Raw genomic sequence first — 23,859 nt, forward strand, 5'->3', positions numbered from 1 at the left:
CATGAGCCCTACCGAATCGCCGGGGACCACCACCCTGCGCCATCGCACCGTGTTGCTGGACGAGGCCGTCGATGCGCTCGTCTGGCGGCCCGACGGCGCCTATGTGGACGGCACCTTCGGCAGAGGGGGGCACAGCCGGGCAGTACTGGCCCGGCTGGGGCCGGCCGGCACCCTGGTCGCCTTCGACAAGGATCCGGCAGCAATCGCAGAAGCGGGCACCATCAAGGATGCCCGCTTCTCCATTGAGCACGCGAGCTTTGCGGAAATGGGCGATCGGCTGGCCGGCCGTGGCCCGGTAGCTGGCGTGCTGCTCGACCTGGGAATCAGCTCGCCCCAGATCGACGAGGCAGCGAGGGGGTTTTCCTTTCGTTTCGAGGGCCCGCTGGACATGCGCATGGACACCACGCGCGGCATTACCGCCGCCGAGTGGCTTGCACAAGCGGACGAGCATGACATTGCCAGGGTGATACGAGACTATGGGGAAGAACGGTTTGCTCTACAGATTGCAAAGGCGATTGTTGCTCGCCGGCGCGAATCCGGCGATGGCGGAGCACTCGCCACTACTTCAGACCTTGCCGCGCTCGTGGCGAAAGCCGTCAAAACACGCGAGAAGGGCCAGGACCCTGCGACCCGCACCTTTCAAGCTTTACGGATTTACATCAATCAAGAGCTTGAGGACCTCGAAAGAGGCCTGAAGGCGGCGTACGAACTGCTTCAGGTCGGGGGCCGCCTCGTGGTGATCAGCTTTCACTCGCTCGAGGACCGTATCGTCAAACGGTTCATGCAGGCGCACGCCCGTCCCGAGCGGGATGCCGATCCGGCCCTGCGCCGCGCACCGTTGCGCGCGGCCGACCTGCCGCAGCCGACGATGAAACTGCTGGGCCGATTCAAGCCGGGCGCCGAAGAGGTGGCCGGCAACCCGCGCGCCCGTTCCGCGGTGATGCGCGTGGCCGAAAAACTCGGAGAGCAGTCGGCATGAACCGCCTGACCTTCTTCCTCCTTGCCGCCCTGTTGTTCTGCGCGCTGTCGCTGGTCAGCGCGCAGCATCAGGCACGCACGCTGTTCGTGGCACTCGAACGCGCGCAGTCGGAGGAGAAGCAGCTCGATATCGACTGGTCGCGCCTGCAGTACCAGCAAAGCTCGCTCAGCAAGAGCGCGCGCATTGCCGAGGCCGCGCGCACGCAGCTCAAGATGTCGCCGGCGGTGGCCGGTCGTACCCAGTATCTGCAGGGCGTGGTGCTGCCATCGACGCCGCCGGATGCCGAACAACCCGCAGAGGGGGCAGCCAAATGAGCATGGCCCGGCCAACCATGAACCGCGCCCGCGCCGGCAACAAGTCGCGCGGCGAGGCAGCCCGTCCGCGCACCGGCCAGTTCTCCGCCAGCCCGGTGCTGGGTCTGCGCCTGCCGATGTGGCGCTCGAAGTTCGTGGTGTTCCTGATGTTCGCCGCGTTCCTGGCGCTGGCCGCGCGCGCGATGTGGATTCAGGGCCCGGGCAACCAGTTCTACGAGATGGAGGGCAAGAAGCGCTTCCAGCGCACGCTGGAGCTGCCCGCCACGCGCGGCAAGATCCTGGATCGCAACGGCCTGGTGCTGGCCACCAGCCTGCCGGTCAAGGCGATCTGGGCCGTGCCTGAGGATGTGCCGAACGATCTCGATCCGCAGCGCATGCGCCAATTGGCCAAGCTGCTGGACATGTCCGAGAAGGAACTGCGCGCCAAGTTCAACGAGGACAAGAGCTTCGTCTACCTGAAGCGCCAGGTGCTGCCCGATGCGGCCGACAAGATCGCCGCGCTCAAGATCGATGGCGTTCACCAGACTCGCGAATACAAGCGCTTCTATCCCGAAGGCGAGGCGATGGCGCATATCGTCGGCTTCACCAACGTCGAGGACAAGGGGCAGGAAGGCGTGGAACTGGCGCGTGAAAGCGTGCTGGCAGGCCGTGCCGGCGCGCGTCAGGTGATCAAGGATCGCCTGGGCCGCGTGGTGGAGGACGTTGGCATCCTGAAGACCCCGCGCGACGGCGAGGACATGCAGCTGTCGATCGACGCCAAGATCCAGTACCTGGCCTACAACGAGGTCAAGGCCGTGGTCGAGCGTAGCAAGGCTAAGGCCGCCAGCGCCGTGGTGCTCGATGCGCAGACCGGCGAGGTGCTGGCGCTGGCCAACTGGCCGACCTACAACCCGAACGACCGCAGCCGCCTGTCGGGCGAGCAGCTTCGCAACCGTGTGCTGACCGATACCTTCGAGCCCGGCTCGATGATGAAGCCGATCTCGATCGGGCTGGCGCTGCAGCTTGGACGCGTGACGCCGTCGACGACCATCGTGACGACCGGCAAGTTCAACTTCGAAGGCGCGACGATCTCCGATACCCACAACTACGGCACGCTCACGGTGGGCGGCGTGATCCAGAAGTCGAGCAACATCGGCACGACGAAGATCGCGATGATGATGAAGCCGCAGGAAATGTGGGACATGTTTACCAGCGTCGGCCTGGGGCAGGCGCCAAAGATCGGCTTCCCGGGTGCCGTGGCGGGTCGCGTGCGGCCGTGGAAGAGCTGGCGCCCAATCGAGCAGGCGACGATGTCCTATGGCTATGGCCTCTCGGTGTCGCTGTTCCAGATCGCGCACGCCTATACGATCTTCGCGCATGACGGCGAGCTGATTCCCGTGTCGATCTTCAAGACCAACGGCCCGACAGACGGCGAGCGCATCCTGTCGCCGCAGGTTGCCCGCCAGGTGCGCGGCATGCTCGAAACCGTGACCGCGCCCGGCGGTACCGCGCCGGAGGCCCAGGTGATGGGCTACCGCGTCGGCGGCAAGACCGGCACTGCATACAAGCACGTGGGCCGCGGCTACGACCGCAGCAAGTACCGCGCCTCGTTCATCGGCCTGGCGCCGATGTCGAACCCGCGCGTGATCGTGGCTGTCAGCGTGGACGAGCCGACCTCCGGCAGCCACTACGGTGGCGCGGTCGCCGGCCCGGTCTTCTCGGCCATCACCGGCGGCGCTCTGCGCGCGCTGAATGTCCAGCCCGACTCGCCGATCCGGCAGTTGATGGTCACCGACAAGGTGCCTGAGAGCGAACCATGGAGCGCCACCCAATGACGCGCCAGCCGCTGCTTCCGCTTGAAGTCTCCGCCCAGGCCAGCAACGCGCTGGCCTGGCTGCGTACGCACGTCCCGGAAAACGCGCAGTTGACCGGCGATACGCGCCGCCTGCAACCGGGCGACGTGTTCTTCGCCTATGTGCTGGGCAATGAGCGTCTGGCTACCGATGGTCGTCCGCATATCGACAAGGCAATCGCTGCCGGCGCGTCGGCCGTCGTCTACGAGGCTGACAACTTCGCATGGCCCCATGACGATCGCGTGCCCCACCTGGCAGTGTCCCACCTGCACGAACTGGCAGGCCCCATCGCGGCTGGCTGGTACGGCATCGCCGCGTGCAATCTGACGGTTACCGGCGTCACGGGCACCAACGGCAAGACCTCGTGCGCGCAATGGCTGGCACGCCTGCTGCAGATTGCAGGCACGCGATGCGCGACGATCGGCACGCTCGGCTCGGGCTTCCCCGACGCGCTCAAGCTCACCGGCTTCACCACGCCGGACGCCGTGCAGTTGCAGGCCAGCCTGGCCGAACTGCACGATGCCGGCGCGCGCGCCGTGGCGATGGAAGTTTCCTCGCATGGGCTGGAGCAGGGCCGCGTGGCCGGCACCGGGTTTGCCGTTGCCGTGCTGACCAACCTGACCCAGGACCACCTCGACTACCACGGCACGATGGCCGAGTACGAGGCAGCCAAGGCGCGCCTGTTTGCGTGGGACGGCCTCAAGGCGGCGGTGATCAATCGCGACGATGGCATGGGCCAGCGCCTGCTAGCCAGCAACGCGGTGGCCGTGAGAGCCCCGCAAGTCATTGAATATGGCATCGACGGCAAGGCCGGCGCTTCGACGGCACGCGGCCAGTGGCTGCGCGCGACTGGCGTGCGGGCCACTGGCGCCGGCACGGCGTTCCACGTCGATGGCAGTTTCGGCACCGCGGACGTGACCACGCCGATGATCGGAGCATTCAACGTCAGCAATCTGCTGGCCGTGCTCGGCGCCGCGCTGGCGCAGGGCGTGACCTGGGATGCCGCCATCGATGCGCTGCGTCGCCTGACGCCGGTCGATGGTCGCATGGAATTGTTCGGCGGCCACGATGCCCCGCTGGCCGTGGTCGACTACGCCCATACGCCCGATGCGCTGGTCCAGACGCTGATCGCGCTGCGGCCCGTGGCCCAGGCGCGTCAAGGCAAGCTCTGGTGCGTGTTCGGCTGCGGCGGGGATCGCGACGCCACCAAGCGCCCGCTGATGGGCGAAGTGGCCGAGCGCCTGGCCGATGAAGTGGTGCTGACCAGTGACAACCCGCGCAGCGAAGATCCGCGCGAGATCCTTGAAGCGATCGCCGACGGCATGAACGACCGCGCCCGCGCCGCGCTGATCGAGGACCGCGCCGCCGCCATTCTCTACGCCATCAAACATGCCGCCCCGGCCGACGTGGTGCTCGTGGCCGGCAAGGGCCACGAAGCCACGCAGGAGATCCAGGGGCGCAAGCGCCCGTTCTCCGACCGCGAGCACGTGCGCCTGACCCTGGGCGCGCGGGGGGTGTCGGCATGAACCGCCAACCGATGACGACTCTGCAGCAAGCCGCTGGCTGGATTGCCGGCGCAAGTATTTCCGGAGATGCTGCGCGCTCGTTTTCGCGCGTGCATACCGACAGCCGTACCGTCGAGCCCGGCGACCTGTTCGTCGCGCTCAAGGGTGAGCGTTTCGACGCCCACGATTTTCTGGCCGATGTGGTCGCGCGCGGCGCCGCCGCGGTGATGGTGAGCCGCAAGGTCGACGTCGACGTGCCGGCGCTGATCGTGCCCGACACGCGCACCGGCCTCGGCCAGTTGGCCACGGGTTGGCGCCGCACGTTCACGCCGCCGACGGTGGCCGTGACCGGCAGCAATGGCAAGACCACGGTCAAGGAAATGATCGCGGCGATCTTTGCCGCGGCCGTGGGTGAGGGCGATCGTCTGGCAACGGGCGGCAACCTGAACAACGATATCGGCCTGCCACTGACCGTGCTGCGCCTGCGCGCGCATCACAAGCTGGCCGTGCTCGAACTGGGCATGAATCACCCGGGTGAGACGATCTACCTGGCCGGCATTGCCCAGCCGACCGTGGCGGTGGTCACCAACGCCCAGCGCGAGCACCAGGAATTCATGGTCAGCGTGGAGGCCGTGGCGCATGAACACGCCAGCGCCATCGCCGCGCTGCCCGCCGATGGCGTGGCCGTGTTTCCGGTCGATGCCGAAAGCGGTGGCGCCTATGCGGCCATCTGGCGTCAGGCCGCCGGCACACGGAAGGTGCTGTCGTTCGGGACCGATGCTTCGGCTGACGTACGGGCCACGGTATCGCTGGAGAATGGCGTGCAGGTGCTGGACGTGACCGCGCCAGACCTGCGCTTCACGCTGCGCCTGCAGGTGCTGGGTGTGCACAACGTGCGCAACGCGCTGGCGGCCACGGCGTGCGCGCTGGCCGCAGGCGTCGATGTGGCGGCGATCCAGACCGGCATCGCCGGCTTCACCGCCGTGAAGGGCCGCCTGCAGGTGAAGCACACGCCAGCGGGCATCGTCGTTATCGACGACACGTACAACGCCAACCCGGATTCGATGCGTGCCGCGATCGACGTGCTGGCCGGATTTGCGACGCCGCGCCTGCTGGTGCTGGGCGATATGGGCGAGGTAGGGGACCAGGGTCCGATGTTCCACACCGAGATCGGTGCGTACGCGCGCGAGCGCGGCATCGACGCGCTCTGGGCAACAGGCGAACTCGCACCGCACGCGGTGCAGGCATATGGCGGTGGCGCACGGTATTTCGCTCGCGCGGAAGACCTGGCGCAGGCGCTGGAGGCAGACAAGGAGGGCACGGTGGCCAATGCAGCGGCCGTGCTGGTGAAGGGATCGCGCTTCATGCGCATGGAACGGATGGTCGATGCGCTTGTCGCATCACCTTCCGCTCATTAACGAAACAGACCAACGATGTTATTGACACTGGCCCAGTGGCTGCAGAACGACTACAGCTTCCTGCGGGTCGTCAACTATCTGACTTTCCGCGCGGTGATGGCCAACGTCACCGCGCTGGTGATCGGCCTGGGTTTCGGGCCGTGGGTGATTCGCCGCCTGACCGAACTGAAGATCGGTCAGGCCGTACGCACGATCGGCCCGCAGACGCACCTGGTGAAGGCCGGCACGCCGACCATGGGTGGCGTGCTGGTGCTGATCTCGATCGCGATCTCGACATTACTCTGGTGTGACTGGGGCAACCGCTTCATCTGGGTTGTGCTGCTCGTGACGCTGGGCTATGGCGCGATTGGCTGGGTCGACGACTACCGCAAGGTGGTCTATCGCGATCCGCGCGGCATGTCGAGCCGCGAGAAGTTTTTCTGGCAGACGCTGATCGGTCTGGTTGCCGCCGTGTATCTGGCGTTCTCGGTGTCCGAGGCCAGCAACGTGCGCATCTGGAGCCTGTTCCTGAGCTGGATCGAGGGCGGCATGTTCGCCGACGTGCCGTACAAGATGAACCTGATCGTGCCCTTCTTCAAGGAAGTGAGCTACCCGCTCGGCGTGACCGGTTTCATCGTGCTGACCTATCTGGTGATCGTTGGCTCGAGCAACGCGGTGAACCTGACCGACGGCCTGGACGGCCTCGTGATCATGCCCGTGGTGTTGGTGGGCGGCGGCCTTGGCGTGTTTGCCTACGTGATGGGCAATGCGGTCTACAGCAAGTACCTGCTGTTCCCGCACATTCCCGGCGCGGGCGAACTGCTGATCTTCTGCTCGGCGATGGCCGGCGCGGGTCTGGCGTTCCTCTGGTTCAACGCCCACCCGGCACGCGTGTTCATGGGTGACGTCGGCGCGCTGGCGCTGGGCGGGGCGCTGGGCACGGTCGCGGTGATCGTGCGCCAGGAGATCGTGCTGTTCGTGATGGGCGGGATCTTCGTGGTGGAAACGCTGTCAGTGATGCTCCAGGTGTCGTGGTTCAAGTTCACGAAGCGTCGTTACGGCGAAGGCCGCCGGCTGTTCCGCATGGCGCCGCTGCATCACCACTTCGAACTGGGCGGCTGGAAGGAAACACAAGTGACGGTGCGCTTCTGGATCATCACGATGCTGCTGGTGCTGATCGGGTTGTCGTCGCTGAAGCTGCGCTGAACCCGGGCTGAAATTTTTAATCTACGGACTCTACAAGGCAGGAAAACGAAGTGTTTGGCGTGTTGCAGAAACCTCATGTGCTGGTACTTGGCCTCGGTGAATCGGGGCTGGCCATGGCACGCTGGTGCGGCCTGAATGGCTGCCGCGTGCGCGTGGCCGACACACGCGAGGCGCCCGCCAACCTTGTCTTCCTGCAGGCGGAACTGACCACGGCCCAGTTCGTGGGCGGGCAGTTCACCGAGAACCTGCTCGACGATATCGGTCTGGTGGCGATCAGCCCCGGGCTGTCCCCGCTCGAACCCAATACGCGGGCGCTGCTCGAGGCGGCGCAGGCACGCAGTATTCCTGTCTGGGGCGAGATCGAACTGTTCGCCCAGGCGATTGGCTACCTGGAGGCCACGTCGGGCTACGCCCCGCGCGTGCTGGCCATCACCGGTACCAACGGCAAGACCACGACCACCGCGCTGACCGGCCGGCTGATCGAGCGCGCAGGCAAGACCGTAGGCGTGGCAGGCAATATCAGCCCGTCCGCGCTGGACAAGCTGTCGGCCTGCATCGCAAGCGCCACGTTGCCCGATGTCTGGGTGCTCGAACTGTCCAGCTTCCAGCTCGAATACACGTTCTCGCTGGCGCCGCACGCGGCCACGGTGCTCAATGTCACGCAGGACCACCTCGACTGGCACGGCAGCATGGAAGCGTATGCCGCCGCCAAGGCGCGCATCTTCGGCCCGGCCGAGAAGGGTTGCCTGCAGGTGCTCAACCGGCAGGACCCGCTGACGATGAACATGGCCCGCCGCGGCACCACGCTGGTCACGTTCGGCACCGACCTGCCCGAGACGCCGGGCAGCTACGGCGTGCTGCGCGAAGGCGGGATGCCATGGCTCGTGCTGGCCGAGCCCGACACCGAAGCCGATGCCGAGCAGAAGCCGCGCCGCCGCAAGAAGGACGATGTCGCCGCCGACGCCGTCGTGCCGGTACGCCACAAGCGCCTGATGCCGGCCGACGCGCTGCACATCCGTGGCATGCACAACGCCACCAACGCGATGGCCGCGCTGGCGCTGTGCCGCGCGATCGACCTGCCGCTGAACGCGCTGCTGCACGGCCTGCGCGAGTATCGCGGCGAGCCGCACCGCGTGGAATGGGTGGCAACGATCGATGAAGTCGAGTACTTCGACGACAGCAAGGGAACGAACGTCGGCGCCACCGTGGCTGCACTGAGCGGGCTGGACAAGCACGTGGTGCTGATCGCCGGTGGTGAGGGCAAGGGCCAGGATTTCTCGCCGCTGGTCGCGCCGGTGGCGCAATACGCGCGCGCCGTGGTGCTGATCGGCAAGGATGCGGGCGCGCTGCGCGAAGCGCTGGAGGCGACCGGCAAACCGCTGATCGACGCCGGCTCGCTGGAGGAAGCGGTAGAGAAATCCGCCAGCCTCGCGGAAGCGGGCGACGTGGTGCTGCTGTCGCCGGCCTGCGCCAGCCTCGACATGTTCCGTAACTACGTGCATCGCGCCCAGGTGTTCCGCGGCGCGGTGGAAGAACTGGCTTTGTCCCGGGGGATCATGCCATGAGCGACTCGCAGGTCAAGCGCAGCGGATTCATCGGCGCCACCATTGGCAATGCCTGGGGTGGCCTGCGTGATGCGGTGTCCGGCGTCAAGCCGACCCGCTCCCGCATGATGGAGTACGACCAGCCCCTGCTGTGGGTAGCGATCGTACTGCTGACGTTCGGCCTGGTGATGGTCTACTCGGCGTCGATCGCGCTGCCGGACTCGCCGCGCTACGCCAACTACCGCGAGGCCCATTTCCTGGTGCGCCACGCGTTCAGCCTGGTGATCGGACTCTCCACGGCGCTGGTGGCGTTCCAGATTCCAGTGAAGGTCTGGGACCGTTACGCGCCGAAGCTGTTCATCGTCGCCCTGATCCTGCTGGTGATCGTGCTGGTGCCGTTCGTCGGCAAGGGCGTGAACGGCGCGCGGCGCTGGATTCCGCTTGGCCTGATGAATTTCCAGCCGTCCGAACTGATGAAGCTGGCCGTGGTGCTGTACGCGGCCAACTACACGGTGCGCAAGCAGGAGTGGATGCAGACCGTCTCGAAGGGCTTCCTTCCGATGGGGGTGGCCGTGGTCGTGGTGGGGATGCTGCTACTGCTCGAACCCGATATGGGCGCGTTCCTGGTGATCGCGGCCGTGGCGATGGGCATCTTGTTCCTGGGCGGCATCAACGGCAAGCTGTTCGCCGGCCTGGTCGGCGTGGCCGTGGGCGCGTTCGCGCTGCTGATTACGGCATCGCCGTGGCGTCGCGAGCGGATCTTTGCGTACCTGAATCCGTGGGAAGAAAGTAACGCGCTCGGCAAGGCTTATCAGCTCACGCACTCGCTGATCGCCTTCGGCCGTGGCGAATGGACTGGTGTGGGCCTGGGCGGCAGCATCGAGAAATTGCACTACCTGCCGGAAGCCCACACTGACTTCATCCTGGCGGTGATCGGCGAGGAATTCGGCTTCATCGGCGTGCTCGTGATGATCGTGCTGTTCTACTGGATGGTCCGCCGCTGCTTCGACATCGGCCGTACGGCGCTGCAGCTCGACCGTACCTTCGCCGGTCTGGTGGCCAAGGGCATGGGCATCTGGATCGGCTGGCAAACGTTCATCAACATGGGCGTGAACCTGGGCCTGCTGCCGACCAAGGGCCTGACGCTGCCACTGGTCAGCTATGGCGGCTCGGGCATCCTGATGAACTGTGTGGCGTTGGCGATTGTCCTGCGCATTGACTACGAGAACAGGGTGTTGATGCGCGGAGGGAAGGTATGACCGCACGCACGCTGCTCGTGATGGCTGGCGGCACCGGGGGCCACGTGTTCCCGGGGCTGGCGGTCGCGCGTGCGTTGCGTGACGAGGGCTGGCGCGTGGTCTGGCTCGGCAATCGTACGGGCATGGAAGCGACGCTGGTGCCGAAGCACGACATCCCGATGGAGTACATCCAGTTCGGTGGACTGCGTGGCAAGGGCCTGCTGACCAAGCTCCTGCTTCCGCTGAACCTGCTGCGCGCGTTCTGGCAGAGCATCGGCGCGCTGCGTCGGGTGAAGCCGGACGTGGTGCTCGGCATGGGCGGCTATATCACCTTCCCGGCAGGGATGATGGCGTCGCTGCTTGGGCGCCCACTGGTGCTGCACGAACAGAACTCGATCGCTGGCCTGGCGAACAAGGTATTGGCGAAGGTCGCGGACCGCGTGCTCTGCGCGTTCCCGGACACGTTGCCGAACAGCGAATGGACCGGCAATCCGGTACGGGCCGAACTGGCGCAGATTCCGGCGCCGGAGTCACGCTACGACCATCGCACCGGCCCGCTGCACGTGCTCGTGGTGGGTGGCAGCCTTGGCGCGGCCGCACTCAACGACGTGGTGCCGAAGGCGATCGCGCTGCTGCCCGAGGGGCAGCGCCCGGTCGTCAAGCATCAGGCCGGCGTGAAACAGATCGATACGCTGCGTGCGAACTACGCCGCGGCGGGCGTGGCCGGCGATACCGTGCCATTCATCGACGACATGGCGGCGGCCTATGCCGACGCCGATCTGGTCATCTGCCGCGCGGGCGCGATGACGGTTTCCGAAGTGGCGGCCGCCGGTGTGGCGGCGCTGTTCGTGCCGTTTCCGCATGCGGTGGACGATCACCAGACCACCAACGCGACGTTCCTGTCGAAGCAGGGCGCTGCGTTGCTGGTGCAACAGAACGAACTGACCGCGGAAGGTCTGGCGAAGACGCTCGCCGGCCTGTCGCGGACGCAATTGAAGGACATGGCGCGCGCTGCGCGCGGCCTGGCCAAACCGGAGGCAACCCGGCGCGTCGCCGAGATCTGCAGCCAGTTGGCGGGTAAATCGTGAAACGAATTCAATGAAGCATATTGTCAAGAACATCCACTTCGTAGGTATTGGCGGGGCCGGCATGAGCGGCATCGCCGAGGTCCTGCTGAATCTGGGCTACAAGGTCTCGGGTTCCGACGTGGGCAGCAATGCCGCCACGCGGCGCCTGGCTTCGCTCGGCGCGCGCGTGGCTCATGGCCACGACGCGGAGAACGTGACGGGCGCCAATGCCGTGGTGGTATCCACCGCGGTGACCAACGACAACCCCGAAGTGCTGGCAGCCCGCGCCAGGCGTATCCCGGTGGTGCCGCGTGCGGTGATGCTGGCCGAGCTGATGCGCCTGAAGCAGGGTGTGGCCATTGCCGGCACCCATGGCAAGACCACCACGACCAGCCTGGTGGCATCGGTGCTGGCCGAAGGCGGGCTCGATCCGACGTTCGTGATCGGTGGCCGCCTGAATTCAGCCGGCGCCAACGCGCGGCTCGGCACGGGCGATTTCATCGTCGCGGAAGCCGACGAGTCCGACGCGTCGTTCCTGAACCTGTTTCCGGTGATGGAAGTCATCACCAATATCGACGCCGACCACATGGACACCTACGGGCATGATTTTGCCCGGCTCAAGCAGGCGTTCGTGGAGTTCACCCAGCGCCTGCCGTTCTACGGCATTGCCGTGCTGTGCGTCGATGACCCGAACGTGCGCGAGATCCTGCCGTTCGTGTCCAAGCCGGTGGTGCGCTACGGATTTGCCGAGGACGCGCAGATTCGCGCCGTCAATGCGCGCGCCGTCGATGGACAGATGCACTTCACCGTGCTGCGCCAGCTCAATGGCCACGCCGAGCCGCCGCTCGACATCGTGCTGAACCTGCCGGGGATTCACAACGTGCAGAACGCGCTGGCCGCTATCGCGATCGCCACCGAACTCGAAGTGCCGGACGCGTCGATCGTCAAGGCGCTGCGCGAGTTTCACGGCGTGGGCCGCCGCTTCCAGCGCTATGGCGAGGTGGCGACGCCCGACGGTTCGGGCACGTTCACGCTGGTCGACGACTACGGCCACCACCCGGTCGAGATGGCCGCGACGCTGGCCGCCGCGCGCGGCGCGTTCCCGGACCGCCGCCTGGTGCTGGCGTTCCAGCCCCATCGTTTTACACGCACGCGCGACTGTTTCGAGGACTTCGTCAAGGTGCTGGGCACCGTCGACGCGCTGCTGCTGGCGGAGGTGTACGCCGCCGGTGAATCGCCGATCGTCGCGGCCGATGGCCGCGCGCTGACGCGCGCGCTGCGCGTCGCAAACAAGGTAGAACCCGTTTTTGTCGAGCAGATCGAGGACATGCCCCAGGCCATCCTGAATGCCGTACGGCCCGGCGATGTGGTCGTAACCATGGGCGCTGGCTCGATCGGCGCGGTGCCGGGCCAGTTGGTATCGCATCAACAAGGGGGGCAGCAATGAGCTTCGTCGCCCATCCCAATATCGATCCGAAGTCGCTGGGCAAGGTTGGCGTGCTGCTGGGCGGCAAGTCGGCCGAGCGCGAGATCTCGCTGCTGTCCGGGAACGGCGTGCTGGCCGCGCTGAAGTCGCGCGGCGTCGATGCGCATCCGTTCGATCCGGGTCTGCAGCCGATCAGCGAACTGGCTGCGGCAGGTTTCGACCGCGTTTTTATCGCGCTGCACGGCCGCTACGGCGAAGACGGCACGATGCAGGGCCTGCTCGAGCAGCTTGGCATCCCCTATACCGGCAGCGGCGTGCTGGCGTCGGCGCTGGCCATGGACAAGCAGGCTACCAAGCGCCTGTGGATGACGCATGGCCTGACCACGCCGCGCTTCGCGATGCTCTACGCGAATACCGATTTCGATGCCGTGGTTGCCGATCTTGGCCTGCCGCTGATCGTCAAGCCGGCCCGTGAAGGGTCGTCGATCGGCCTGACCAAGGTGGTCGCCGCGGACCAGATGCGCGCTGCGTTCGAGAAGGCCGCAGGGCTCGATGCCGACGTGATCGCCGAGACGTTCATCGACGGCGCGGAGCTGACTTGCCCGATCGTGGGCGAGGGTCCGACGGCCGAAGCGCTCCCGGTTATCAAGATTGTCGCGCCGGAGTCGAACTACGACTATCAAAATAAGTATTTTACTGACGATACCCAATACCTGTGCCCGTCGACATTGCCCGACGCGCTGGAGCGCGAAGTACGCGCGCTGGCCGTGGAGGCATTCCGGGTGCTGGGGTGTCGCGGCTGGGCCCGCGCGGACGTGATGCTGACGCGTGACGGCAAGCCTTATCTGCTCGAAATGAATACGTCCCCCGGCATGACCGGCCATTCGCTCGTGCCGATGGCGGCGCGCGCGCAGGGCATCAGCTATGAGGATTTCGTCATGCAGGTACTGGCGGCCGCCACGCTGGACCTGCATCCGAATGAACACTGGAAACCCGAATAACCGCAGTACCGACCGCCTGACCGACGACACATGTGGCATAACGCGCGCCTGCTCAACCTGCTCGCCTCAGCGCTATACGCGCTGGTGGCGCTCATGGCGCTTGGGGCTGGGCTGCTGTGGCTGGCCCAGCGGCCGGTGTTCGCCATTACGCATGTCGAGCTGACGTCGATGGATGGCGAGCCGTTGCGCCACGTGAACGCGCCGAGCGTGCGGGCGAACGCGCTGGGCAAGCTGGCCGGCAACTTCTTCACGCTCGACCTGAACACGGCGCGCCAGGCGTTCGAGTCGGTGCCCTGGGTGCGCCACGCGAGCGTGCGACGCGAGTGGCCGAACGGCCTGGCGATCCAGGTGGAAGAGCATGAGCCCCTCGGTACCTGGGGTGGTCCGGATAGTGGCAGGCTGATCAATACCTATGGCGAGGTATTCGTGGCCAACACCGCCGAGGCCGAAGAGGATGCCCAGCTGCTGGCGCTTGACGGACCGCCGGACAGCGAGGGAGACGTGGTCGAGAAGCTGGAGATCATGCGCGAGTGGTTCAAGCCGATGAAGCTCGAACCGCTGGCCGTCGCGCTGTCGGGGCGTTATGCATGGCGTGCCAAGTTGTCTAACGGCATGGTCGTCGAATTCGGCCGCGAGCAGAACGACGAGGATCGCACGGCCATGGAGGCGCGGGTCAAGCGCTTCGTGGCGTCGTGGCCGCAGGTCACGGAGCAGATGGGCAAGCAGATCGAGTATGCCGATCTGCGCTATCCCAACGGATTCGCGATCCGGGCGGCCAGCGTGCGCTTCCTGACCGATGCGCAGGCAGCGGCGGCGGCCAAGGCGGCGACCAAGGCTGCCAGCGGCACGGCAACCCCCCAGGCGGCTTCGGCCGGTAACACCAACAACAATCCGACGCGACTCAAGAGTAAGAACGCGGAGAAAACTCGATGAGCAAGGAATACAAGGACCTACTGGTCGGTCTAGACATCGGCACCTCGAAGGTGGCGGCCGTGGTGGCGGAACTGCGCCCCGACGGCAGCTATGAGGTGATCGGGATGGGCCAGTCCGAGTCCAAGGGTTTGAAGAAGGGGGTCGTGGTCAACATCGAGGCAACCGTGCAGTCGATCCAGCGCGCGCTGGAAGAAGCCGAGCTGATGGCTGACTGCAAGATCGCCGAGGTGTTCACCGGCATTGCCGGCAGCCATATCCGCAGCTTCAACTCGAGCGGCATGGTGGCGATCAAGGACAAGGAAGTCACGCAGACGGACGTGGCCCGGGTGATCGAGACCGCCAAGGCGGTCAACATCCCGACCGATCAGCAGATCCTGCACATCCTGACCCAGGAATTCATCATCGACGGCCAGGAGGATGTGCGCGAGCCCATCGGCATGAGCGGTATCCGGCTCGAAGTGAAGGTGCATATCGTGACGGGCGCGGTTAGCGCGGCCCAGAACATCGTCAAGTGCGTGCGCCGCTGCGGCCTGGAAGTGCACGACCTGATCCTGCAGCCGCTGGCCTCGAGCCTGGCCGTGCTGACCGAGGACGAGAAGGAACTCGGTGTGGTGCTGGTGGATATCGGCGGCGGCACGACGGACATCGCCATCTTCAGCGAAGGCGCGATCCGGCACACGGCCGTGATCCCGATCGCCGGGGACCAGATCACCAACGACATCGCCATGGCGCTGCGCACGCCGACGCCCGATGCCGAGGACATCAAGATGCAGTACGGCATTGCCAAGCAGGCGATCGCCGACCCGGAAGACATGATCGAGGTGCCTGGCGTGGGCGACCGCGGCACGCGCACGCTGAGCCGTCAGGCGCTGGCCGCCGTGATCGAGCCGCGTATCGAGGAACTCTATTCGCTGGTGCACCAGGTGGTGCGCGAGTCGGGCTACGAGGAACTGCTGTCTTCGGGCGTGGTGATCACCGGTGGCACGGCCATGATGCCGGGCATGGTGGAACTGGGCGAAGACATCTTCCTGAAGCCCGTGCGCGTGGGCGTGCCCGAGTATCGCGGCAACCTGCACGAAGTCGTGAAGAGCCCGCGTTACTCCACGGTGATGGGCCTGCTGCAGGAAGGATGCGTTCAGCGTATGCGCGGCCGCAAGGTGGCGGTGCAGAGCGGCTCCGTGAAGCAGGTGTGGGGACGCATGAAGGAATGGTTTGTCGGCAACTTCTGACGAGATTGCCGGTCAGGTTTTCTTTGACGTGATACGCGACTGGCGTCAGCGAGATGGCGGAAATGCACGTTGAGCAGTTTTTTCGCAGTTTTTCTGGTTAGTTGTTCTTGATGGTTTCTTGTTCAGGAACCAAGGGTTGCGGCGGGGAGGCTGCAGCGTTTGGGGACTGATTTTTCTCGGAGGCAGTGATGGACTTTGACATGATCGAAACGGAGATTCAGGACGGCACCATCATCAAGGTGGTGGGCGTGGGCGGCGCGGGCGGCAATGCCGTGCAGCACATGATCAGCCGTGGCGTACAGGGTGTGGAATTCATTTGCATGAATACCGATGCCCAGGCGCTGAAGCGCTCCACCGCATCGCGCGTGCTGCAACTGGGCAACACCGGCCTTGGAGCCGGTGCCAAGCCGGAAGTTGGCCGTAACTGCGCGGAGCAGGCGCGTGACCAGATCGCCGACGCCCTGCGCGGCGCGCACATGGTCTTCATCACTGCCGGCATGGGCGGTGGCACCGGTACCGGTGCTGCGCCGATCGTGGCGCAGGTGGCCAAGGAAATGGGCATCCTGACCGTGGGCGTGGTCAGCAAGCCGTTCGACTTCGAAGGCGCGCGCCGTGCCAAGGTGGCCGAACACGGTTCGGGCGAACTCGAGTCGTCGGTGGACTCGCTGATCGTTGTGCTCAACGAGAAGCTGTTCGAAGTGATGGGCGACGACGCCGAGATGGACAAGTGCTTCCAGTGCGCCGATGACGTGCTGCATAACGCTGTCGCTGGCATCGCCGAAATCATCAATGTCGACGGTCTCGTGAACGTCGACTTTGAAGACGTGAAGACGGTGATGGGCGAGCAGGGCAAGGCCATGATGGGCACGGCTACCGTGTCCGGCGTGGATCGCGCCCGCCTGGCCGCCGAACAGGCCGTGGCCAGCCCGCTGCTCGAAGGCGTGGACCTGTCCGGCGCGCGTGGCGTGCTGGTCAACATCACGGCCAGCCGCTCGTTGAAGCTGTCGGAAACCAAGGAAGTCATGAACACGATCCGCAGCTACGCCGCGGAGGACGCGACCGTGATCTTCGGTACGGTGTACGACGATTCGATGAGCGACGCGCTGCGCGTGACCGTGGTGGCCACTGGCCTGGGCCGCTCGGCCAAGAAGCAGCAACCGATGACGCTGCTGAAGACCGGCACGGACAACATCCCGGTGCAGATGATGGCTGGCCTGACCGCTGCCCCGGCGCATGCATCGCCGGACTACAGCGGCCTGGATACGCCGGCCGTGTGGCGCAGCTCGCGCGAGTCGGCGTCCGCCCACGTGGCGGCGCTGCAAGAGAAGGGCGTGGATACGTACGACATCCCGGCCTTCCTGCGCAAGCAGGCTGACTGAGTTGGGCTCCGGCAGGGCCGTGGCGTTGGCCGCGTGCCTGGCGGGTTGTCGCTGGTCCGTTCCGCATCGCCCGAGCGCTCCCTTTCCGCTCGGTGATTGCCTGGACTGACGCCATCCGTCAGTGCGCCGGCACGCGTCGCGCCCGCGCCGAAAGCAGTCCGTCCGCATCCCGTTGCCGGGCAGGCAGGCCATCGGCCGCCTCCCCGGACTGGTTTCCCGCCTCCCAGCGGCGGGATGTGCCCCCGTCCGCGCGGCGCGTCCACAAGACGCGCCGCGCGGCGTTTGAGCAGCAAGCCGACTGCCCTGCACTTGACATAGCTGAAGCCAGGATTCGCCAATGCGACGCTTGGTTGCAACGGCATCCGCCCCTATGATGCAGGCAGGGTTTCTACCGAGAGGAGGAATCTCCCATGATCGCCATTGGGCAACGCGTCCCCGACGCCACGCTGTACGAATTTTTCGAAACCGAATCCGAAGGCTGCGCGCTCGGGCCGAATGCGTTTTCGGTGGCCGAACTGGTCAAGGGCCGCAAGATCGTGGTCTTCGGCCTGCCCGGCGCCTTTACCCCGACTTGCTCCGCGAAGCATGTGCCCAGCTATCTCAAGGAGTACGATGCGTTGCGTGCCGCCGGTGTCGACGAAATCTGGTGCCACTCGGTCAACGACGCCTTTGTGATGGGTGCCTGGGGACGCGAGCAGAAGGCCACAGGCAAGGTCAGGATGATGGGTGACGGCGCCGCGCAATGGGCCAAGGCCCTGGGGCTGGATCAGGACCTGAGCCAGCGCGGCCTGGGTGTGCGCGCCAAACGCTATGCGATGGTCGTCGATGACGGTGTGGTGACCCACCTGTTCGTCGAGGAGCCGGGCGAGTTCAAGGTCAGCAGTGCCGAATGGGTGCTGCAAGCGTTGCGCGCCTGATACGGTAGTTCGGGCGTGAATGCTTTATGCGTATCATTTCGGACGTTGTCTAACACCCCGAAACAAAGTGGTGCAGCGCAATAGACCGAGTAATGGTAGTATCGCGTTATCAAGTTTTACGCCCAATAGCTTTTAATAATAGTTGAGGCCGTCATGCTCAAACAGCGCACTATCAAATCCCTGGTGAAGACGGTTGGTATCGGTTTGCACTCGGGCCGCAAAGTGACGCTGACCCTGCGCCCGGCTCCGGCCGATACCGGCATTGTCTTTACCCGCGTCGACCTGCCGGAGGCCGTGGAAATCCATGCGGCGGCTTCGGCCATTGGTGATACCCGTCTGGCATCGGTGCTCCAGAAGGACGGCGCGCGCGTTTCGACCGTTGAACACCTGATGTCGGCCTGCGCCGGCCTGGGTGTCGACAATCTTTATGTCGACGTCGACGCCGAAGAAATTCCGATCATGGACGGCAGCGCGGCATCGTTCGTGTTCCTGCTGCAATCGGCGGGCATGGAAGAGCAGCCTGCGGCCAAGCGTTTCATCCGCGTGAAGAAAGCCGTGGAAGTCCGCGATGGCGACAAGCTGGCTCGCCTGGAGCCGTTCTTTGGCTTCAAGCTCGCCTTCACGATCGACTTCCGCCATCCCGCTGTCGACAAGACGGGCCAGACGTTCACGATCGACTTTGCCGACACCAGCTACGTCCGTGAAATCGCCCGTGCCCGCACTTTCGGTTTTGCCCATGAAGTAGAGGCACTGCGCGAGATGGGCCTGGCACGTGGTGGCAGCCTCGACAACGCGATCGTGCTCGACGAGCACCGTATGTTGAACAACGAGGAACTGCGCTACGGCGACGAGTTCGTCCGCCACAAGATCCTCGACGCGATTGGCGACCTGTACGTGATCGGCCATCCGCTGATTGCTTCATATGTTGCGCACAAATCTGGCCATGGCATGAACAACCAGTTGCTGCGCGCGCTGCTGGCGGACCAGGAAGCCTACGAGTTCGTGACCTTCGACAAGGTCGAGGAAGCGCCCGTCGCGTTCCTGCCACAGGCTCAGCCGGCATTTGCCTGACAACTGACTGGCATCAAGCTTCGATCGAAACCCCGCGCCTCGAAAGAGCGCGGGGTTTTTTGTTGTCTGCGGGACGTTGCATGGCCGCGCATCCAGCCGCTACTAACTGCAAATAAGGGGGCTGAGCGGGCGTAGCGGGGATCGAATCAGCGATGCCGGGCGAGCAAGGCCTCCACCGCATCCTTCAGCGGTGACGCCTCCAGGTTGTGCGCCAGCACGTCCATGCTGTGCAATCCGGCAGGCGATAGATTGGCCGTTCGCGGTTTGCGCTCGACCGGGTCAGTGTCCCAATCGCCACGCCCGACCTCCGGTTGTACCCGTACACGGATTGCGGTAACCTGCGATCCCCGTTGTTGCAGCCGGGAAAGCAGGGTCGGCACCACTTGCCGGACCCGCGCGGCCGCCGCGCCATGCGCGGCAAGCAACAACAGTGTGCGTTCCGTTTGCGGTCCCCGGTCGTCAGTCTTGATGCCGGCCACGGCGATGCCGGCCCGCATGCCTTGCGGCAGGAGCGACAGGACTTCCGCTTCCAGAGATGCCAGTTGCCGCGCGGTCTGCATCAGCGCCGAAACCGGCCCGGCCTTAGCCAGCCAGTCATTGAGTGGCTTGGCCGCAGGGGTCTGGTGAGCGTGGTGGGTGAACATGCGCATGCGCGCATTCTAGCGCGCAATCCTTGCCCGTCCGAGAGCCGGGATGCCTTTGCCCGCGTGCGCACGGGGCCGAAAGAGCGGCCCCGTCTTTTGGGGTGGGGTTAGGTCATGCAAATCATCGTGCTACATCCGCGCGAGCAGCGGATGCTTCGTTTTCATCTCACGCGCCTGCGCGTCGCGCTGCTCATGCTGGCGCTCTGCTCGCTCGTTGCTGCCGCCGCTTCAGGGGTGACCTGGCTCGTGGCGCGCTCCCAAGCGTCGCCCGAGGTCTCGCGACAAGCACGCGAAAACGTCTTTCTACGGCAGAACCTGGCGGTGCTTGCCGCGAGCGTGGGCGATCTGCAGGCGCAGATGGTTCGTCTGGATGCCCTCGGTGAGCGGGTTTCGGGTCTCGCCGGCATTGCCCCCCAGGATTTCGACTTTCGCCATCGCCCAGCCCGTGGGGGCCCGGCCGCGCCGGCGCAGTCGACCGAACTGACCCTGCCCGAACTGCGCGCCGAGCTGGCCCGCCTGGGCGAGCAGGCCGAGCACCGCGTCGACTACTTCGATGTGATCGAGACCGCGTTGATGGACCGGCAGATGAGAGAACGACGCATCCCCCGGGTGCTTCCCGTGGCAACCGGGTACGACGGATCCAGCTTCGGTGCGCGGATCGATCCTTTCACCGGTCGCCGCTCTCAGCATGATGGCGTGGACTTCGTGGCGCCCACCGGCACGCCGATCCTGGCGGCCGCAGGTGGCGTGGTGGTGGCAGCGGAATGGCACAACGAGTACGGCAACATGATTGATATCGATCACGGTAACGGACTCAAGACCCGGTATGCTCATGCGTCGAAGTCGCTGGTTCGGGCCGGCGATATCGTCCGCCCTGGCCAGATGATTGCCCGGGTCGGCAGCACGGGGCGCTCGACCGGCGCGCACCTGCACTTCGAGGTCCATGTGAACGGTTTGCCACGTAATCCGAACGGCTTTCTGAACGCGGCCGCACCGGCGCCCTTGGCCGAGGCGCTCTCCCCAACCGACCGTACCGCCATCCGCTGATCGTCGAACCCTGGGCACGCAGCGGAACATTGAAGTCGGTGAGGTTGTCCCAACCTCACCGGTAGCCTGTCCCGGACGGGCGGCTCCGGTTATCGCCCGGGCCTGTTGCGCCCATGCAGATTCTGGCCTGGCAGCGGTCCGGTCAGGACATCGGCACATGATAAACTCGGCGTTTTGCGCCAATCCACCCATTCCTCGCGCGTGGCTGCCCGGTTCGCCGCTGGTCGCTCGCAGGTGAAAGCACTCGATGATCACGGGCCTTCTCAAGAAAGTCTTCGGCAGCCGCAACGAACGGCTGATCAAACAATATCGCCGCACGGTCGAGCAGATCAATGCGCTCGAGCCGAAGTTCGAGAAGCTCTCGGACGACGAGTTGCGTGGCATGACCGAGACATTCCGCCAGCGCCATGCCGGCGGCGAGTCGCTCGAGGCACTGCTGCCTGAGGCTTTCGCCGTCTGCCGCGAAGCCAGCAAGCGGATCATGAAGATGCGTCACTTCGACGTGCAGATGATCGGCGGCATGGTGCTGAACGACAACAAGATTGCCGAAATGCGCACCGGCGAAGGCAAGACGCTGACCGCCACGCTGGCCGTGTATCTCAATGCGCTGACCGGCAAGGGCGTGCACGTGGTGACGGTCAACGACTACCTGGCGCAGCGCGATGCCGAGTGGATGGGGCGCCTGTACAACTTCCTGGGCCTGTCGGTGGGCGTGAACCTGTCGCAGATGCCACACGATCAGAAGCAGATCGCGTACAACGCGGACATCACGTACGGCACCAACAACGAGTTTGGCTTCGACTATCTGCGCGACAACATGGTCTATGACCCGTCGCAGCGCGTGCAGCGTCCGTTGCATTACGCGATCGTCGACGAAGTGGACTCGATCCTGATCGACGAGGCACGCACGCCGCTGATCATCTCCGGCCAGGCCGAGAACCAGACCGATCTCTACCAGCGCATGAACGGCATTCCGAAGCTGCTCGAGCGCCAGATCGGCGAGGAGAAGGCCGACGGTACCGGCGTCGAGAAGCCGGGCGACTACTACGTGGACGAGAAGGGCCATCAGGTCTACCTGACCGAGGCCGGCCACGAGAAGGCCGAGCAGATCCTGTCCCAGCTCGGCCTGATCAGCGAGGGCGAATCGCTCTACGCGCCTCAGAACATTACGCTGATGCACCACCTGTACGCCGCCCTGCGCGCGCAGAGCCTGTTCCATCGCGACCAGCACTACGTGGTGCAGAACGACGAGGTCATCATCGTCGACGAATTCACGGGCCGCCTGATGACGGGCCGCCGCTGGTCCGATGGCCTGCACCAGGCCGTGGAAGCCAAGGAAGGCGTGACCGTCCAGCAGGAAAACCAGACGCTGGCAACCATCACGTTCCAGAACTACTTCCGCATGTACGAGAAGCTGGCCGGCATGACCGGTACGGCCGACACGGAAGCCTACGAATTCCAGGAAATCTACGGCCTCGAGGTCGTGGTGATCCCGACCAACCGTCAGGCCCAGCGCAAGGACCTGCAGGATCAGATCTACAAGACGTCGAAGGAACGCTACGACGCCGTGGTGCGCGATATCCGCGACTGCTACGACCGAGGCCAGCCGGTGCTGGTGGGCACGACGTCGATCGAAACGTCCGAGTATCTGTCGGACCTGCTGAACAAGGAGAAGCTGCCGCACCAGGTGCTGAACGCCAAGCAGCACGCGCGCGAAGCCGAGATCGTGGCGCAGGCCGGCCGGCCCAAGATGGTCACGATCGCCACCAACATGGCCGGTCGCGGTACCGACATCGTGCTGGGCGGCAACGTCGAGAAGCAGGCCGGTTTTATCGAAGCCGATACCAACCTGTCCGATGCCGAGAAGGCCGAGCGCATCGCCAAGCTCAAGGATGAGTGGCAATCGCTGCACGACCAGGTCAAGGCGGCTGGCGGCCTGCATATCGTCGGCACCGAGCGACACGAGTCGCGCCGGATCGACAACCAGCTGCGCGGCCGTGCCGGCCGTCAGGGCGACCCGGGTTCGTCGCGCTTCTATCTGTCGCTCGACGACCAGCTCCTGCGTATCTTCGCCGGCGACCGCGTGCGCGCGATCATGGAGCGCCTGAAGATGCCTGAAGGCGAGCCGATCGAAGCCGGTATTGTCACGCGCTCGATCGAATCCGCGCAGCGCAAGGTCGAAGGCCGCAACTTCGACATCCGCAAGCAACTGCTGCAGTACGACGACGTTGCCAACGACCAGCGCAAGGAAATCTACAAGCTCCGCAACGACGTACTCGAATCGCAGGACGTCGGCGACATGGTGGCGAACCTGCGCGAGAGCGTGCTGGTCGAGGTGTTCCGCGAGTACGTGCCCGCCGAGAGCATGGAAGAGCAGTGGGACATCGCTGGCCTGGAGCAGCGCCTGCGTGACGACTGGGGTCTGGAGCTGCCGCTGGCGAAGACCATCGAAGGCGCGCAGAGCATCGAGGATGAAGAGCTGCTGGACATGATCCTGAAGGCAGCGCGCGAGCACTACGACGCCAAGGTGGCGCAAGTGGGCCGCGAGTCGTTCGCCGGCTTCGAGCGCTCGGTCATGCTGCAAAGCATCGACACGCACTGGCGCGAGCACCTGGCCGCGCTGGATCATCTACGTCAGGGCATCCACCTGCGTGGCTATGCGCAGAAGGATCCGAAGCAGGAGTACAAGCGCGAATCGTTCGAACTGTTCGCGCGCCTGCTGGACGTGATCAAGAGCGAAGTCACGCGCGTGGTGTTCAACGTGCATATCCAATCGCCCGAGGAACTCGAACAGGCTTCGGAGCAGATCGAAGAGGGTCTGGCGCACCTCGAGAACGTGCAATACAAGCACGACGAGTTCGCCGAGGGCGCCGAGCCTGTGGAGCAGGCAGAGCCGGCACGCAGCAACACGGCCGCCGCGGCGCTGGCCGCGATGGGCGGCGAAGCGGCGCTGGCCGGCATGCCCAAGGTTGGCCGCAACGACCCGTGCCCGTGCGGTTCGGGCAAGAAGTTCAAGCAGTGCCACGGCAAGCTGAGCTGAAGCCAGTCCGTCGCGGTCGGTGATAGGCGCGCGCGGTGCGCATCACCAAACCATCCAGCACATGCCCGCTTGAACCCTGCGTCAAGCGGG

General features: G+C 65.3%; 19 protein-coding genes. 18 read left to right on the plus strand and 1 reads right to left on the minus strand.

Annotated features, from left to right (window positions below):
* Position 1 precedes the first annotated feature (1 nt).
* From rsmH to lpxC, 16 genes are all read left to right on the plus strand, one after another.
* Positions 2 to 979, plus strand: a complete 978-nt coding sequence (rsmH, locus tag B2246_RS23885; protein WP_008650294.1) for a 16S rRNA (cytosine(1402)-N(4))-methyltransferase RsmH — start codon at positions 2 to 4, stop codon at positions 977 to 979.
* Entirely contained in the window at positions 976 to 1,293 is a 318-nt protein-coding gene (gene ftsL, locus B2246_RS23890) for a cell division protein FtsL (RefSeq protein WP_008650296.1), read from the plus strand. The genes rsmH and ftsL overlap by 4 nt, the downstream gene beginning before the upstream one ends.
* Positions 1,290 to 3,107 (plus strand): peptidoglycan D,D-transpeptidase FtsI family protein, encoded by a 1,818-nt coding sequence (locus B2246_RS23895; protein WP_008650298.1) that lies wholly within the window; start codon positions 1,290 to 1,292, stop codon positions 3,105 to 3,107. The genes ftsL and B2246_RS23895 overlap by 4 nt, the downstream gene beginning before the upstream one ends.
* Positions 3,104 to 4,651 (plus strand): UDP-N-acetylmuramoyl-L-alanyl-D-glutamate--2,6-diaminopimelate ligase, encoded by a 1,548-nt coding sequence (locus tag B2246_RS23900; protein ID WP_035884319.1) that lies wholly within the window; start codon positions 3,104 to 3,106, stop codon positions 4,649 to 4,651. The genes B2246_RS23895 and B2246_RS23900 overlap by 4 nt, the downstream gene beginning before the upstream one ends.
* Positions 4,648 to 6,048: a UDP-N-acetylmuramoyl-tripeptide--D-alanyl-D-alanine ligase gene (locus B2246_RS23905; RefSeq protein ID WP_035884318.1), complete on the plus strand. Its 1,401-nt coding sequence runs from the start codon at positions 4,648 to 4,650 to the stop codon at positions 6,046 to 6,048. The genes B2246_RS23900 and B2246_RS23905 overlap by 4 nt, the downstream gene beginning before the upstream one ends.
* A gap of 15 nt (positions 6,049 to 6,063) precedes the next feature.
* Complete coding sequence (mraY, locus tag B2246_RS23910; protein WP_008650301.1) at positions 6,064 to 7,233, plus strand: phospho-N-acetylmuramoyl-pentapeptide-transferase; 1,170 nt, start codon at positions 6,064 to 6,066, stop codon at positions 7,231 to 7,233.
* 50 nt (positions 7,234 to 7,283) lie between these two features.
* Positions 7,284 to 8,798: a UDP-N-acetylmuramoyl-L-alanine--D-glutamate ligase gene (gene murD / locus B2246_RS23915; protein WP_035884316.1), complete on the plus strand. Its 1,515-nt coding sequence runs from the start codon at positions 7,284 to 7,286 to the stop codon at positions 8,796 to 8,798.
* Positions 8,795 to 10,036, plus strand: coding sequence for a putative lipid II flippase FtsW (gene ftsW, locus B2246_RS23920; protein WP_008650307.1), 1,242 nt, complete (start codon positions 8,795 to 8,797; stop codon positions 10,034 to 10,036). Before murD ends, ftsW begins: the two co-directional genes overlap by 4 nt.
* Positions 10,033 to 11,103 (plus strand): undecaprenyldiphospho-muramoylpentapeptide beta-N-acetylglucosaminyltransferase, encoded by a 1,071-nt coding sequence (gene murG / locus B2246_RS23925; protein WP_008650309.1) that lies wholly within the window; start codon positions 10,033 to 10,035, stop codon positions 11,101 to 11,103. The genes ftsW and murG overlap by 4 nt, the downstream gene beginning before the upstream one ends.
* A 10-nt stretch (positions 11,104 to 11,113) precedes the next feature.
* Positions 11,114 to 12,529, plus strand: a complete 1,416-nt coding sequence (murC, locus tag B2246_RS23930; protein ID WP_011517619.1) for a UDP-N-acetylmuramate--L-alanine ligase — start codon at positions 11,114 to 11,116, stop codon at positions 12,527 to 12,529.
* On the plus strand, positions 12,526 to 13,509 hold the full coding sequence (locus B2246_RS23935) for a D-alanine--D-alanine ligase (RefSeq protein WP_008650312.1): 984 nt from the start codon (positions 12,526 to 12,528) through the stop codon (positions 13,507 to 13,509). The genes murC and B2246_RS23935 overlap by 4 nt, the downstream gene beginning before the upstream one ends.
* Before the next feature lie 30 nt (positions 13,510 to 13,539).
* Positions 13,540 to 14,442: a cell division protein FtsQ/DivIB gene (locus B2246_RS23940; RefSeq protein ID WP_008650314.1), complete on the plus strand. Its 903-nt coding sequence runs from the start codon at positions 13,540 to 13,542 to the stop codon at positions 14,440 to 14,442.
* Complete coding sequence (gene ftsA / locus B2246_RS23945) at positions 14,439 to 15,671, plus strand: cell division protein FtsA (RefSeq protein WP_008650315.1); 1,233 nt, start codon at positions 14,439 to 14,441, stop codon at positions 15,669 to 15,671. Before B2246_RS23940 ends, ftsA begins: the two co-directional genes overlap by 4 nt.
* Positions 15,672 to 15,859: 188 nt before the next feature.
* Complete coding sequence (gene ftsZ / locus B2246_RS23950) at positions 15,860 to 17,050, plus strand: cell division protein FtsZ (protein ID WP_008650317.1); 1,191 nt, start codon at positions 15,860 to 15,862, stop codon at positions 17,048 to 17,050.
* A 410-nt stretch (positions 17,051 to 17,460) separates the two neighbouring features.
* Positions 17,461 to 17,967, plus strand: a complete 507-nt coding sequence (locus tag B2246_RS23955) for a peroxiredoxin (RefSeq protein WP_008650319.1) — start codon at positions 17,461 to 17,463, stop codon at positions 17,965 to 17,967.
* A 153-nt stretch (positions 17,968 to 18,120) separates the two neighbouring features.
* A complete protein-coding gene (lpxC, locus tag B2246_RS23960) occupies positions 18,121 to 19,038 on the plus strand; it encodes a UDP-3-O-acyl-N-acetylglucosamine deacetylase (protein WP_008650320.1) in 918 nt (305 codons plus the stop codon).
* A gap of 146 nt (positions 19,039 to 19,184) precedes the next feature.
* Here lpxC and B2246_RS23965 read toward each other — a convergent pair whose 3' ends face one another.
* Positions 19,185 to 19,688, minus strand: coding sequence for a DciA family protein (locus B2246_RS23965; protein WP_035884314.1), 504 nt, complete (start codon positions 19,686 to 19,688; stop codon positions 19,185 to 19,187).
* Between the two features lie 108 nt (positions 19,689 to 19,796).
* On the opposite strand from B2246_RS23965, the gene B2246_RS23970 reads away from it, so the two are divergent.
* Positions 19,797 to 20,729, plus strand: a complete 933-nt coding sequence (locus B2246_RS23970) for a M23 family metallopeptidase (RefSeq protein WP_035884313.1) — start codon at positions 19,797 to 19,799, stop codon at positions 20,727 to 20,729.
* Positions 20,730 to 20,976: 247 nt separating this feature from the next.
* Positions 20,977 to 23,769 (plus strand): preprotein translocase subunit SecA, encoded by a 2,793-nt coding sequence (secA, locus tag B2246_RS23975; RefSeq protein ID WP_035884312.1) that lies wholly within the window; start codon positions 20,977 to 20,979, stop codon positions 23,767 to 23,769.
* Positions 23,770 to 23,859: the final 90 nt, after the last annotated feature.

Origin of the sequence: Cupriavidus sp. UBA2010 (assembly GCF_002335265.1) — a bacterium.
Classification (GTDB): Bacteria; Pseudomonadota; Gammaproteobacteria; order Burkholderiales; family Burkholderiaceae; genus Cupriavidus; species Cupriavidus metallidurans.